The following is a 13,938-nucleotide window of genomic DNA, read 5'->3' on the forward strand; positions in this document are numbered from 1 at the left end:
CGGCGCTTCGCGCCACCTTCTCCCACAAGGGGAGAAGGGAAGAGAACACCGTCCCGGGAGGAGCAAGCATGATCGAACGCAGCAACGAGCCGAAGGACGCCACGCCATCCGTCATCGCGCAGCATGATGCCATGCTGAACGCGCTACCGTTTTCCGATACGCGGGATTTCGACGATGCCGCCCGCGGCTTCCTCGGCACGATCGAAGACGCGACGATCGCGAACCCGCGGGGGCGGTCGGTGTGGAGCCTGAAGCCCTACGGCTTCCTGTCCGCTGGCGAGGCGCCGTCCACGGTCAATCCGAGCCTGTGGCGGCAGTCGCGGCTCAACATGCAGCATGGCCTGTTCGAGGTCGTGCCCGGCGTCTACCAGGTGCGCGGGCTCGACATCGCCAACATGACGCTGATCGAGGGTGACAACGGCGTCATCGTCGTCGACACCCTGACCTCGATCGAAGGCGCGCGCGCGGCGCTCGATCTCTATTTCAGCCATCGGGGGCTGAAACCGGTTGCGGCGGTGATTTTCACGCATACGCACACCGACCATTGGGGCGGCGCGCGCGGCGCGCTGGAGGAGGACGCGCTCGCCACCGGGCGCGTGCCCATCATCGCGCCGAACCTGTTCATGGAGCACGCCGTCTCCGAGAACATCATCGCGGGGCCGGCCATGCTGCGCCGGGCGCAATACCAATTCGGGCCGCTGCTCGCCAAGGGGGCGCGGGGGCAGGTCGATTGCGGGCTCGGCAAGTCGATGGCGGCAGGCTCGGTTGCGCTGCTGCGCCCCACCGACCTGATCATGGCGACCGGCGATACGCGCGTCATCGACGGCGTCGAATTCGAATTCCAGATGGCGCCGAACAGCGAAGCGCCGGCGGAGATGCACTTCTTCATCCCGCGCTACAAGCTGTTGAACCTCGCCGAGAACTGCACGCACAATTTCCACAATCTGCTGCCGTTCCGCGGCGCCGACGTGCGCGACGCGCTGGCCTGGTCGAAATATCTGGGCGAGGCCTTGTGGCTCTGGGACGGCAAGGCGGAAGCGATGTGCGGCCAGCATCACTGGCCGGTGGGGGGGCGCGAGCGCATCGGCACGATGATCCGGCAGCAGCGCGATCTCTACAAATTCGCGCATGACCAGACCATCCGCCTGATGAACCACGGCCTCACCGCAGCCGAGATCGCCGAGACGATCCAGTTACCGAAGAGTCTGGAAGGCGCCTGGCACGGTCGCGGCTATTACGGCCACATCCGGCACAATGTGAAGGCGATCTACCAGAAATATCTCGGCTGGTACGACGCCAATCCGGTCAATCTCGATCCGCTGCCGCCGGTGGAGTCGGGCAGGAAATATGTCGAGTATATGGGCGGGGCGGACGCGATCCTGGCGCGTGCGCGCACCGATTTCGACAAGGGCGAGTTTCGTTTCGTCGCCCAGGCGCTCGGCCATCTCGTCTTTGCCGAGCCTGACAATGCGGCGGCGCGGGGTCTGCTCGCCGACACGCTGGAGCAGCTCGGCTACGCCGCTGAGAGCGCGACCTGGCGCAACGCGTATCTGTTCGGCGCGCAGGAGTTGCGCCATGGCATGCCGCAAGTGCCGGCCCGTCCCCCGATGCCCCGCGAGACGCTGGCCGCGCTGCGCACCTCTCAGCTCTGGGATGTGCTAGGCATCCGCCTCAACGGTCCCAAGGCGGAAGGCAAACACATCGTCTTGAACTGGCGCTTTTCCGACACCGGCGAGACCTTCGTGCTCAATCTGGAGAATTGCGCGCTCACCTACACCGAGGGCGTGCTGGCCGAGGGTGCCGATGCCGGCTTCACGCTGGAGCGGTCAACGCTCGACGAGGTGATCGCCAAGCTGACGAGCTTTCCGGAGGCGGTTGCCGCCGGCAAGATCAAGCTGTCGGGCAATCCGATGAAGCTTGCCGAGCTGATGGGGCTGATGGACGAATTCCCGCGCATGTTCGAGATCGTCGAGCCGAAGCGGGCGGTGGTGGTTTAGGCGGAGTGCGGCGCGCCGCGTTTTGCCTTCAGTGCGCTCCACATTCGCTGTCATCGCCCGGCTTGACCGGGCGATCCAGTACTCCGAGACGGCAGTGATTGAGCGGATGGGCGGCGGCGTACTAGATGCCCCGGTCAAGCCGGGGCATGACAGTGTGCCTTGAGGTGGTGAGAGCGATATCTACTCCGCGCTGCTCACCAGCTTGATCCGCGGCGCCTGCGCCTCGGTCAGCGTGCGATAGGCCGCGAGATAGTCCAGTGCCATGCGCCGCGCCGTGAAGCGCTTCTCGAACTGCCTGCGGATCGCGGAGCGGTCGAGTTGCGGCAGACGTTTCACCACGCCCGCCGCACTAATCACGTCCTCGACCACGAAGCCGGTCAGCCCCTCGTCGATGATCTCCGGCACCGAGCCGCGGTTGAAGGCGACGACCGGCGTTCCGCACGCCATGGCTTCGATCATCACGAGGCCGAACGGCTCCGGCCAGTCGATCGGCAGCAGAAGCCCGAGCGCGCCGCTCAGGAAATCCGACTTCTCGTGATCGCTGATCTCGCCGATGAACTCCACCAGCGGATTGTTCTCGATCATCGGCCTGATCAGCTCGTCATAGTAATCCTGATCGGCGCGATCGACCTTGGCGGCGATCTTCAGCGGGATGCCGCAATGGGTCGCGATCTTGATGGCGCGGTCGACGCCTTTCTCCGGCGCGATGCGGCCGAGCACGGCGAGGTATTCCTGCTTCGCCGGCTTCGGCGTCAGCAGGTTCTCCGGCAGGCCGTGGTGAATCGTCGTCACCCAGTTTGCCTGCGGCACCGGCCGCCGCTGCGCATTGGAGATCGAGATGACCGGCATCTTGGAGAAGGTGTTGAAGACCGGCTGATGCTCCGGCAGGTCGAGCCGGCCATGCAGCGTGGTCAGGAACGGCGTCGGCTGCCGGTGGAACAGCGACCAGGGATAATAGTCGAGATGGAAGTGCAGGAAGTCGAATTCCTCATCGTCACATTTCTGCCGCACGCGCTCGAGGAGGACCATATGCAGCGCGTTGGGGTCGCGCACGGAACCGTCGAGCCGAAGCGCCCGCGGCCATAACGCATCCAGCTTCGCCGAGGTCTGCGAGTCGCCGCTGGCGAACAGCGTCACATCGTGTCCCAGGGCCACCAGCTCTTCCGTCAACCAATGCACCACCCGCTCGGTGCCGCCATACAGCTTGGGTGGAACAGCCTCCGTCAACGGAGCTACCTGCGCGATGCGCATCTCGCCATCTCCTCTGCGATCATGAATGTTGAACCCCCCGCCTGTACGGCACCGGCAATGCCAGACGAGGGAACGTTCCCGCACCTGCGAAGTTCCTTCTCCCAAACGTTACATATTCGACACGTCGGGGCAGCGTCGCGATGTTGCCACTACATCTTCGCAGATCGTCCGCATCCGCATGTCGTGATCACGAGAGCTGGGAACCCGGGCGACGCGGTCGATGTTCACAGCGCTAAGACAAAATTGAAAATCCTCAGGACGGGGCGATAGCTAAATGGATCATCTTTCTGGATATGCGCGCAGGCCATTTGCCTTTGTCTTGCGCTATCTTCGGATGCGAATGGCATCGCATCTGGTGATCCTGGCTGCGGTCGTCGGGGCCGTTGCCTGCTCGGTAGGCACACAGTACGGGGTTAAATCCCTCGTCGACGCCCTGTCTGCGGGACCCTTGCATGGCGGTGGCGTATGGCTGGCATTCATTTTGCTCATGTCGCTGATCGCCGCCGACAACTTCCTGTGGCGGATCGCCAGCTGGACAGCGAGCTTCACCTTTGTCCGGGTCACGGGTGATTTACGACGTGACATATTTCGTCATCTCACCGGGCACGCGCCGAGCTATTTCTCGGACCGGATGCCGGGAATGCTGACGAGCCGCATCACGGCGACGTCGAACGCGGTGTTCACGGTCGAGAACATGTTCGTCTGGAACGTGTTGCCGCCTTGCATCGCCACGGTTGCCGCCATCGCGCTGATCGGAACGGTGAGCCCTTACATGGCGCTCGGCCTGACCGTGATCGCGGGGGGTATGGTGATCGCGATGTTCCGCCTCGCCGCCGCCGGCAAGCCGCTTCACGACGATTTCGCCGACAAGGCGGCCGCGGTCGACGGCGAGATGATCGACGTCATTAGCAACATGCCGCTGGTCCGTGCCTTCTGCGGCATCGGCCACGAGCACGAGCGGTTCGACGCGACGGTGAACCGGGAGCTGACCGCGCGAAGCCGCAGCCTGCGCTATCTGGAAAAGCTGCGGCTGTTGCATGCCGCCATCACCGTGGTTTTGACGATCGCGCTGATGGCCTGGGCCATCACGCTCTGGCAGAAGGGCGAAGCGACCACCGGCGACGTCGTGCTGGTTTGTACGCTCGGCATCTCCATCCTGAGCGCGACGCGCGATCTCGCGGTGGCGCTGGTCGACGTCACCCAGCACGTCGCGCGGTTGACCGAGGCGATCGCCACGCTTTTGGTGCCACACGAATTGCGCGATCACCCCGAGGCGGAGCCGCTGGTGAAGAGCGGCGCGGCGATCGCATTCAACAACGTCACCTTCGGCTATCCCGGCGGCGACAAGATCTTCGAGCGGTTCAGCCTGCGGCTTCAGCCCGGCCAGCGCGTCGGCCTGGTCGGCCAGTCCGGCGGCGGCAAGTCGACGTTGTTCACGCTGCTGCAGCGCTTCTACGATACCGACGAAGGCAGCATCACCATCGACGGCCAGGACATCTCCATGGTGACGCAGCAGAGCCTGCGCGAGGCGATCTCGGTCGTGCCGCAGGACATTTCGTTGTTTCACCGCTCGATCCGCGAGAACATCCGCTACGGCCGCCCGAACGCGACCGACGACGAGGTGTTGCGCGCGGCGATTGCGGCGCGCTGCGACTTCGTCGAGAGCTTGCCCGAAGGCCTCGACACCATGGTCGGTGACCGCGGCGTCAAGATGTCCGGCGGCCAGCGCCAGCGCATCGCGATCGCGCGCGCCTTCCTGAAGGACGCGCCGATCCTGCTGCTGGACGAGGCCACCGCGGCGCTCGACAGCGAGTCCGAGGAAGCGATCCGCGAGGCACTCTCCCGCCTGATGCGGGGCCGCACCGTGATCGCGATCGCGCATCGGCTGGCGACGCTGCGCAATTTCGACCGCGTGGTGGTGCTGAAGAACGGCAAGATCATCGAGGACGGTGCGCCCGACCGCCTGATGCAGGGCCACGGTCCCTACCGGGAGCTGGTGACGCAGGAAATGAGTCGGCTCCCGAAGGTCGCCGCGTAAACCCAACAGTCGCGTTCGCGTTGGTTGCGTTTCGAAACAAGGCGCAGGGGAGCAGCTCATGGCAACCGAAGCCGTAACCCAGATCATCTCCGTGTCGCAGACGGTGGACGCGGTCGCGGAGCAGACGTTCTACATCCCGATGACCGGGCCCGCGGCACGACCGCGGCGCTCCCTCAAGCACGACGACATGTTCATCGTGCTCGACAGCCATGGCGACATCGGCGCCTCCGCCGGCGGGCCGGACGGCCTGTTTCACTACGATACGCGCTATCTGGCGCGGCTGGAGCTCGTGCTCGACGATCTCCAGCCGCTGCTGCTCGGCTCCAACCTGCGCGACGACAATTCGGCACTGACCGTCGACCTGACCAATCCGGACATCTACCGTCAGGGCCGGCTGGTGTTTCAGAAGGACCTGCTGCACATCGTGCGCACGATCTTCCTGTGGCGCGGCACGGCCTATCAGCGCATCGGCGTGCAGAACCACGGCGAGGAACGGGCCACCTTCGAGCTGACGCTGCTGTTCGACAACGACTTTGCCGACCTGTTCGAGGTTCGCGGCGAGCGCCGCCCGCGCCGCGGGACCGGCACCAGCAAATTGCTCGGGCCGACCGACGTGCTGTTCGAATATCGCGGTCTCGATGACACCGAGCGCACCACGAGCCTGCATTTCGACCCGCGCCCGACGCGGCTGTCGGTCAATGCCGCGACCTGGCAGCTCGAGCTGGATCCTCACGAATCGAAATCCCTGTTCGTGGCCGTATCCTGCAATCGGCCGGCCACGGAGAAGCCCGTGCGCTTCTTCAGGGGTTTGCTCGCCCATCGCCGCGAGATGCGCAACTCGACCAAGGGCGCAGCCAGCATCGAGACCTCCAACAACATCTTCAACGAGGTGCTGTGCCAGGCCATGGCCGACCTCAACATGCTGATGACGGAGACGCCGCAGGGACGTTATCCCTATGCCGGCATTCCCTGGTACTCGACGACGTTCGGCCGTGACGGCCTGATCACCGCGCTCCAGATGCTGTGGGTCGATCCGCGCGTCGCCAAGGGCGTGCTGAGGCGTCTCGCGCATTTCCAGGCCAAGGTGGTCGATCCGCTTGCGGACGCCGCGCCCGGCAAGATCCTGCATGAGATGCGCGGGGGAGAGATGGCGGCGCTGCGCGAGGTGCCGTTCGCGCAATATTACGGCAGCGTCGATTCGACCGCGCTGTTCGTGTTGCTCGCCGGGAGCTATTTCGAACGGACCGGCGACGAGAAGACTCTGATCGAGCTATGGCCGGCGATCGAGGCGGGGCTGGCCTGGATCGACGGCCCCGGCGATCCCGACCAGGACGGGTTCGTCGAATATCAGCGCGCGACCGAGATGGGGCTGGCCAACCAGGGCTGGAAAGACTCCTACGACGCGATCTTCCACGCCGACGGCCAGCTCGCGGAAGGCAACATCGCGCTCGCCGAAGTCCAGGGCTACGTCTACGCCGCCAAGCAGCTCGCCGCCCGTTGCGCGCTGCGGCTCCGCAAGCCGGAGCGTGTGCGCAAGCTCGAGGCCGACGCCAGGGCGCTGGCGGAGCGCTTCGAGAAGGCGTTCTGGTGCGAGGAGCTCGGCACCTATGCGCTCGCTCTCGACGGCAAGAAGCGGCCGTGCAAGGTTCGGACCTCGAATGCCGGTCAGGTCCTGTTCAGCGGCATGATCCGGGAGGCCCGCGCCCGCCTCGTCGCCGCCGACCTGATGCGGCCGCACTTCTTCTCGGGCTGGGGAATCCGCACCGTCGCGCAGGGCGAGGTACGCTACAACCCGATGTCCTACCATGACGGGTCGATCTGGCCGCACGACAATGCGCTGATCGCGCTCGGGCTGGCGCGCTACGGCCTCAAGCACTCGGTGGCACATGTCTTCAAGGGGCTGTTCGACGCGGCGACCTACATGGACCTGCGCCGGCTGCCCGAATTGTTCTGCGGTTTCCGGCGCGAGAAGCGGCGAGGCCCGACGCTCTATCCGGTCGCCTGCGCACCGCAGGCCTGGGCCAGCGCGACGCCGTTCACGCTGCTGGAAGCGGCGCTCGGCCTCGAATTCGACGTGGCCCGCGGCGAGATTCGCCTGCGCAACCCGCATCTGCCCGCGTTTCTCAACGAAGTGATCCTGCGCGATCTGCACCTCGGCGAATCCAGCGTCGATCTTCGCGTCAGCCGTCACGGCGATGACGTGGCGCTGGAGGTGATGCGCACGCGCGGCCAGATCCAGGTCTCGATCGTGTTGGCGCGCTAAACGCGCGAGGAGGTGTTTCATGCGTACCGCCGGATGGTCGGCTCTGAGCGTGGCGATCGTCGCGGGATTGACGGTCGCCGTATCACGCGCGGCGGAGGAGCCGCCCGTCGCGCCAACGACACCTCCAAGTGAAGCGAACGCGCCGGCGACGGCCCAGCCGCCCGCCTCGACCGTTCCGGTGACGCCGAAGGATGCAGCGCCCCCGCCGTCGGTGACCATCATCGGCGCCAGCGAGGCCCACGGCGTGCTCGGCCGCGACGTGCGCAGCGCGGCCGGCGAGGACATGGGCCGTATCGTCGACGTCATCGTCGATCGCGCCGGCCATGTCCGCGCCGCGGCCATCGATTTCGGCGGATTTCTCGGCGTCGGCAGCCGCAAGATCGTGGTGGACTGGAATGCGCTGCGCTTCGGCAAGATCGCCAACAAGAAGGACAGCATCACGCTGGAATTGACCAAGGCGCAGGTCGCCGCCGCGCCGGAATACAAGGAGGACACGCCGATCGTCGTGCTCGGTGCGTCCGGCAGCCTTCAACCGCTGCAAGCGATCCAGTGAGGTGCGGGGAGGGCTGACCGCCTGTGCTGTTGTCGAGGAAGCCGAAGCATGCAGATCGCGATGGCCGCGTTGAACAGGACAACGTCGCCGCGACGTCGGTCACTGGCATCCCGGCGCCGTCGCGCCAGAGCCTGCGTGGCCTCGACTGGTTCATCTTCTTCCTCGCCGACGTGCAGACTGGGTTCGGACCGTTCATCGCGGTCTATCTGACCACCCAGAAATGGACCCAAGTCGAGATCGGCCTCGTGCTGTCGATCGGCGGCATCGTCGCGTTGATCGGGCAGATGCCGGGCGGGGCGATCATCGATGCCGCGAAATCGGAGCGGCTGGGCGCCGCGCTCGCGATCGCGACCATCGGTGCTTGCGCGCTCGCCTATGCCGCGATGCCGATCTTCCCGGTGGTGGTCACGGCCGCCACCCTGCATGCGATGGCGAGCTGCGTGCTGGGCCCCGCCATCGCGGCGATCAGCCTCGGCCTCGTCGGCCCGCTGGCGATCGGCGAGCGGCTCCGCCGCAACGCGCGGTTCGCCTCGCTCGGTAACGGCGTCGCGGCGGCGGTGATGGGGACCGCGGGCTATCTGCTGTCGAGCCGCTCGGTGTTCCTGGTGACCTTCCTGCTCGCAATCCCGACCCTGATCGCGCTCTCGCGGATTCGCGAGCACGAGGTCGATATCAGGCGTTGTCACGGCGAGATGCCGCCCGAAGCGGCCGACCGCGCCGACACCAACATCTGGCATCTGATCCGGCAACGCCCGCTGATCGTTTTCGCCCTCAGCGTGCTGCTGTTGCAGCTCGCCAACGCCTCGATGATGCCGCTGATGGCAAGCGCAGTGACGGCGCGGTCCGCCCAATGGGCGACGGTGCTGGTCGCCTTTTGCATCGTCGTTCCGCAGGCGATCGTGGCGTTGCTGTCGCCGACGGTCGGGTGCAAGGCGCAAGCGTGGGGCCGGCGGCCGCTGCTGCTGATCGGATTCGGCGCGCTGGCGATCCGCGGCCTGCTGTTTGCGACCGTGCGCGATCCGTATCTCCTGGTGCTCGTGCAAGTGTTTGACGGCATCACCGCGGCGGTGTTCGCCGTGATGATTCCGCTGATCGTGGCCGACGTCGCCTTCGGCAGCGGCCATTTCAACCTGGCGCAGGGCATCGTCGGCACCGCGACCGGCATCGGCGCGTCGCTGAGCACGGTGCTCGGAGGCTATGTCAGCGACAAGTTCGGCAACGCCACCGCCTTCATCGGGCTGTCCGGCGTTGCCGCGACCGGGCTACTGCTGATCCTTTTCGTGATGCCGGAGACCCGGCGCACGGCATGATCGCGGCAAAAGAAAAAGCCGGCCGAAGCGAGCTCGGCCGGCCAAGTCACGGGGGAGAAACCGATCAGGCGTCGAGATGCTGCAGGCGCTGGCGATTGCGCAGCACGATCTGGCGAGCGCCGGAGAAGCCGAGAATGCCCTGGGCGTGAAGCTGCGACAGTGCGCGCGACACGGTTTCGAGCGTGAGGCCGAGATAATCGCCGATGTCGCGGCGGCACATCGGCAGCGCCATCATGCCGGCAACGGTAAGGCGGCGGTCCATTTCAAGCAGGAAGGTCGCAACGCGCTCCATCGCGGTCTTGCGGCCCAGCAGCAGCATGTGGTCCTCGGCATGACGCAGCTCGGAGGCGGTCATCGCCCAGAGCTTGCGGGCGACCTGGACGTCGGTGCCGGCAGCCTTCTCGAGGCTCGCGCGCTTCACGAGGCGCACCGTGGTGTCGATGATGGCTTCGGCGGCAAGGCGATGAACCGGACCGGATTCGAGGCCGAACACGTCGCCGGGAAGATGGAAGGCGCCGATCTGGCGACGGCCGTCGGACAGGAGCTTGTAGCTGCTCACCGCGCCGGAGACGACCTGGTAGACATATTCGGCCGGCTCGTCCTCGCCATAGATCTCCTCGTCCTTGCGGTAGGAGAACTCCGTGGCGACGAGGCCGACATAGCCCGTGATGGCGCCGAACTGGTCGGTAACGGGGTGGGCAGGGGCAATCTTGCCGATGATCTGGGTGTTGATCGCCTGGGTGTTGAGCGTCTGGGTCAGCATCTGCGCCATCTCCGTTGTGATGGCGCATTGGTACGCGGTATCCGGGGCTTCGAAAATTTCGAGCGATATCTTAAGGGGGTCGCCTTACGTAGAATCCCGTAGGTCAGGCCTGGGGGCGGTCCTGGATGGCGTGGCGGATGCACTTGACCAGATTTTCGTCGAGAAGCGGCTTCAAAACCACGTCTTTGATGCCCGCCGTCGTGGCCCGGGCCGAGATGTTCTCGTCGGGATAGCCGGTGATCAGGATCACGGGCGCGTCGCGGTCGGATTTGCGCAATTGGCCGGCCAACTCGATGCCGTTGATGTCAGGCATCTTGTAGTCGATGACATAGCAGTCCGGCCCGGGCGCGCCGCCGACGTTGAGCAGCGCCGTGCCGCTCCTGAAGGTTCGCACGGCAAAGCCGTCGGCCTCCAGCAGGAACCGCAGGGACCCCAGGACGGCGGCATCATCATCGACCACAAAGACGGTGAGTTGTGCGGGGGACGCCGGCCGCGCACGATGTGAGCTGACCTCGATCATGCTGTCTGGTTAGCACGGCGCCGGCAAGGTGCCTTGACCTGGCTCAATCCTTGAGCATGCCGGCTCGCATCGCCAGCCTGACCAGTTCCGAGAGACTGCTCGCCTGCATCTTGGTCATGACGTTGGCCCGGTAGACCTCGATGGTGCGCGGGCTGATGTCGTATTCTCGGGCGATCAGCTTGTTGGAGAGGCCCGCGATCAGCCCTTCCATGACCTGGCGCTCCCTGGGACTGAGGGACGCGACGCGGGCGGCGATGTCGTGTGCCACGGCTTCATTCTTGGCGGCGGGCTCGGCCTGACGGATCGCCGACTCGATCATGGCGGTGAGACGGTCGTCATCGAACGGCTTTTCCAGGAAATCGACGGCTCCGAGCTTCATCGCCTCGACCGCGAGCGGCACATCGCCATGACCAGTCATGATCAGGATCGGGAACGTGCTTTGCTGCGCCTTCATCCGCTTCAAGAGCTCGATCCCGTCGAGGCCGGGCATGCGCACGTCGGAGACGACGCAGCCGAAATCGAGGCGGGGCAGGGCATCGAGAAAGGCGAGGGCGTCGTCGAACAGCGTGACGCCGAAGCCGGCGGAATCCAGCAGGAAATTCAGCGAATCGCGCATCGCCGCGTCGTCGTCTATGACGTAGACATGTCCCTTGGTCGTCATGAAATCAGCTCTCGTCGGTTGCCGGCAAGGTGAAGCGGAATGTCGCTCCGCCAGCTGCGTTGCTCTCGGCCCACATGCGACCGCCATGAGCCTCGATGATCGAGCGGCTGATGGAGAGCCCCACGCCCATGCCGGTGTCCTTGGTGGTGAAGAAGGTCTGGAACAGGTTTGGAATCACGTCGTCCCGGAAGCCCGAGCCGGTGTCGGACACCTCCACCTCGATCATATCGTCCGCGACGCGGGTGTTGGCGACGACGAGCTCGCGGCGCGGCGACTGCGCCATCGCCTCCAGCGCGTTGCGAAACAGATTGACCAGCACCTGCTGGATTTGCACCCGGTCGGCGAGGACGAGATCGGCGTCGGGATCGAGGCTGAAGCGGAGCTGCACGTTCTGCTCGCGCGCGCCGGCGAGCCCGAGCGCGCCGGCCTCCTCGATCAGCTTGGACAGGCTCTCGACCCTCTTCTCCGACTCGCCGCGGGAGACGAAGTCGCGCAGGCGCCGGATGATCTGGCCGGCGCGCAGGGCCTGCTCCGCCGCGCGATCCAGCGCGTTTTCGACCTTCGGCGTGTTGGGATCGCTGCTGCCGGCGAGGAGGCGCCGCGACCCCTTCATGTAATTGCTGATCGCGGCCAGCGGCTGGTTGAGCTCGTGGGCGAGCGCGGAGGCCATTTCACCCATCGCAGTCAGCCGCGAGACGTGGACGAGCTCGGATTGCAATTCCTGCAGCCGGGCCTGGGTCTGCTGGTGCTCCGTAAGGTCGCGCACGAAGCCCGTGAAATAGGGCTCGCCGCCGGATTCCATCTCGCCGATCGACAGGTGCATCGGAAAGGTCGTGCCGTCGCGGCGCTTGCCGGTCACGATGCGGCCGATGCCGATGATGTGCGGATCGTTCGTGGTGCGGTAACGGGCGATGTAGCTGTCGTGCCGGGTGCGATCGGGTTCCGGCATCAGGATGCTGACGTTCTGGCCGATTGCCTCGTGCTCGGACCAGCCGAACAGGCGCTCCGCGGCCGTGCTGAACAGCTGCATGATGCCGTGGCCATCGATGACGATCATGGCATCGGGAATGGTTTGGAGAATGGAGCGGAGGTGGCTCTCGCGCGTGCGCAGCGCCTCCTCGACCTGCTTTTCCTCGTCGACGTCGAGAAAGATGCCGCTGAGATGACGGGCGACGCCATCTTCGTCGCGAATGAGTCCGGCCCGGGCGCGAATCCACTGTCCGCTGCCGGAGGCATTCGCGACCTTGAAAGACACGTCGAAGCCGCCGCCACGCTCGGAAACGCGCTTGATTGCGCTCTCGACCCGCTCTCTGTCCGCGGGCTGAAGCCGCGACAGGAACAGCTCGTAGCTCGCCGGCTGATCCCGCTCGATGCCGAGCAGGGCCTTGGCGGTATCGGACCAGTCCAAGTCCCGTGTCGTGAGGTCGAGATCCCAGGTGCCGACGCCAAATCCTTCGATCCGAACGCGAAAACGTTCGCCCCGACTATCGTCCTGCGAGTACGTTACGGGGGGCGGCGACAAATGGTGCTCCTATCTCGATGCGGCGGCTCCGGACGCCGTTACCGCTCCCCTAATGTCGCTCAAGGCCGGGCCGGAGGCAAGTTCCGTCGCTTGCGGATTGACGGCAAGCCGGGCGCCCGTAGCCTTCTTGATCTATCTCATCCCCATGTGTGGAGGCAGGCGTAAGTTTCGCCAAAGTTTCTGCACCGGAGAATTTCGATGACATACGCGACCGTGATGGTCAGCTTGGCGCTCGATCAGCCCAACGAGGCGCGTCTCCAGGTCGCCGGCGAACTCGCCGAACGATTCGAGGCGACCATCGTCGGGATCGCCGCGGCGCGGTTCGCGCCGCCGCTCTATTTCACCGATGGCGCCGAGGCCCAGGCGCTGATCGACGACGGCGAAGCTTCGGTCGAGCGGCGGCTGGCCGGTCTCGAGGCGCAATTCCGGGCCGCTACGAAGAATCGTGGCGGACATGCGGAGTGGCGCAGCGCCATGGATTTCCCGGTACGATTCGCCCTCGCGCAGGCGCGTTGCGCCGACATCGTCGTCAGCGGCGGGCAGAGCCCGGCCTTCTCCGACGCCTTCGCGCTGGCAAGCCCGAAGGATCTGGTGATGCAGGCCGGTCGCCCGCTTCTCGTCGTTCCCGACCGGGTCAACTGGCTCGATCTGCGTAGCGTGCTGGTGGCGTGGAAGGACACGCCGGAGGCGCGGCGGGCGGTGGCCGATGCGCTGCCGATGCTGCGCAAGGCAAGGGACGTCACCATCGCCACGATTCCGGAGGGCGACGACGACCGCTCGCTCGTGATGGCCGGCGTCACCGACGTGGCCGCCTGGCTCGCCCGCCACGGCGTCACCGCGACGGCGCGCATCTGCGAGGGCGCTCGGAACGAAACCGCCGCCGCGCAACTGGAGAAAGTCGCCGGCGAGGTCGATGCCGGCCTGATCGTTGCAGGCGCATATGGTCATTCGAGATTTCGCGAACTGATCCTGGGGGGCGTCACCCAATATCTGGTCACGCAGACTGCCCGCAGCGTGCTGCTGTCGCATTGACGGCCGGCCAGGATCGAATCGAGGAGGA

11 protein-coding genes are annotated in these 13,938 nt (G+C 65.7%); 6 read left to right on the top strand and 5 right to left on the bottom strand.

Annotated features, from left to right (window positions below; all coding sequences use genetic code 11):
- The first annotated feature begins 68 nt into the window (after positions 1–68).
- Complete coding sequence (locus X268_RS07705; RefSeq protein WP_128924369.1) at positions 69–1,997, top strand: alkyl/aryl-sulfatase; 1,929 nt, start codon at positions 69–71, stop codon at positions 1,995–1,997.
- Between the two features lie 180 nt (positions 1,998–2,177).
- On the opposite strand, the gene X268_RS07710 is transcribed toward X268_RS07705, so the two are convergent.
- Positions 2,178–3,248 carry a glycosyltransferase family 4 protein gene (locus X268_RS07710; RefSeq protein WP_128924370.1) on the bottom strand — a complete coding sequence of 357 codons (1,071 nt, stop codon included), beginning with the start codon at positions 3,246–3,248 and terminating at the stop codon, positions 2,178–2,180.
- A gap of 274 nt (positions 3,249–3,522) precedes the next feature.
- Between X268_RS07710 and X268_RS07715 the strand changes: the two genes are divergently transcribed.
- Genes X268_RS07715 through X268_RS07730 form a run of 4 tightly spaced genes read left to right on the top strand, consistent with a single transcriptional unit; the run spans position 3,523 to position 9,412 of the window.
- A complete protein-coding gene (locus tag X268_RS07715; protein ID WP_128924371.1) occupies positions 3,523–5,286 on the top strand; it encodes an ABC transporter ATP-binding protein in 1,764 nt (587 codons plus the stop codon).
- Positions 5,287–5,344: 58 nt separating this feature from the next.
- Positions 5,345–7,549, top strand: coding sequence for an amylo-alpha-1,6-glucosidase (locus tag X268_RS07720; protein WP_128924372.1), 2,205 nt, complete (start codon positions 5,345–5,347; stop codon positions 7,547–7,549).
- 19 nt (positions 7,550–7,568) lie between these two features.
- Positions 7,569–8,102 carry a PRC-barrel domain-containing protein gene (locus X268_RS07725; protein WP_164937604.1) on the top strand — a complete coding sequence of 178 codons (534 nt, stop codon included), beginning with the start codon at positions 7,569–7,571 and terminating at the stop codon, positions 8,100–8,102.
- 23 nt (positions 8,103–8,125) lie between these two features.
- Positions 8,126–9,412: an MFS transporter gene (locus X268_RS07730; RefSeq protein WP_128924373.1), complete on the top strand. Its 1,287-nt coding sequence runs from the start codon at positions 8,126–8,128 to the stop codon at positions 9,410–9,412.
- Between the two features lie 64 nt (positions 9,413–9,476).
- Here the strand turns inward: X268_RS07730 and X268_RS07735 are convergent, their stop codons facing one another.
- The 4 genes from X268_RS07735 to fixL form a co-directional block, all read right to left on the bottom strand.
- Positions 9,477–10,175, bottom strand: coding sequence for a helix-turn-helix domain-containing protein (locus tag X268_RS07735; RefSeq protein ID WP_164937605.1), 699 nt, complete (start codon positions 10,173–10,175; stop codon positions 9,477–9,479).
- Between the two features lie 103 nt (positions 10,176–10,278).
- The gene (locus X268_RS07740) at positions 10,279–10,695 is read right to left on the bottom strand and encodes a response regulator transcription factor (RefSeq protein ID WP_128924375.1); all 417 of its coding nucleotides are present in this window, start codon (positions 10,693–10,695) and stop codon (positions 10,279–10,281) included.
- 43 nt (positions 10,696–10,738) lie between these two features.
- Entirely contained in the window at positions 10,739–11,356 is a 618-nt protein-coding gene (fixJ, locus tag X268_RS07745; protein WP_128924376.1) for a response regulator FixJ, read from the bottom strand.
- 4 nt (positions 11,357–11,360) lie between these two features.
- A complete protein-coding gene (gene fixL / locus X268_RS07750; RefSeq protein WP_128924377.1) occupies positions 11,361–12,878 on the bottom strand; it encodes a sensor protein FixL in 1,518 nt (505 codons plus the stop codon).
- Positions 12,879–13,076: 198 nt separating this feature from the next.
- Here fixL and X268_RS07755 point away from each other — a divergent pair, with 198 nt between their 5' ends.
- Positions 13,077–13,910 carry a universal stress protein gene (locus X268_RS07755; protein ID WP_128924378.1) on the top strand — a complete coding sequence of 278 codons (834 nt, stop codon included), beginning with the start codon at positions 13,077–13,079 and terminating at the stop codon, positions 13,908–13,910.
- Positions 13,911–13,938 lie beyond the last annotated feature (28 nt).

Source organism: Bradyrhizobium guangxiense (assembly GCF_004114915.1).
Classification (GTDB): domain Bacteria; phylum Pseudomonadota; class Alphaproteobacteria; order Rhizobiales; family Xanthobacteraceae; genus Bradyrhizobium; species Bradyrhizobium guangxiense.

Bases quoted from the DNA above. Each gene is read 5' to 3' on its own strand.
- X268_RS07705 (WP_128924369.1), top strand. From the start codon at position 69: ATGATCGAACGCAGCAACGAGCCGAAGGACGCCACGCCATCCGTCATC.
- X268_RS07710 (WP_128924370.1), bottom strand. From the start codon at position 3,248: ATGCGCATCGCGCAGGTAGCTCCGTTGACGGAGGCTGTTCCACCCAAG.
- X268_RS07715 (WP_128924371.1), top strand. From the start codon at position 3,523: ATGGATCATCTTTCTGGATATGCGCGCAGGCCATTTGCCTTTGTCTTG.
- X268_RS07720 (WP_128924372.1), top strand. From the start codon at position 5,345: ATGGCAACCGAAGCCGTAACCCAGATCATCTCCGTGTCGCAGACGGTG.
- X268_RS07725 (WP_164937604.1), top strand. From the start codon at position 7,569: ATGCGTACCGCCGGATGGTCGGCTCTGAGCGTGGCGATCGTCGCGGGA.
- X268_RS07735 (WP_164937605.1), bottom strand. From the start codon at position 10,175: ATGCTGACCCAGACGCTCAACACCCAGGCGATCAACACCCAGATCATC.
- X268_RS07740 (WP_128924375.1), bottom strand. From the start codon at position 10,695: ATGATCGAGGTCAGCTCACATCGTGCGCGGCCGGCGTCCCCCGCACAA.
- fixJ (WP_128924376.1), bottom strand. From the start codon at position 11,356: ATGACGACCAAGGGACATGTCTACGTCATAGACGACGACGCGGCGATG.
- X268_RS07755 (WP_128924378.1), top strand. From the start codon at position 13,077: ATGACATACGCGACCGTGATGGTCAGCTTGGCGCTCGATCAGCCCAAC.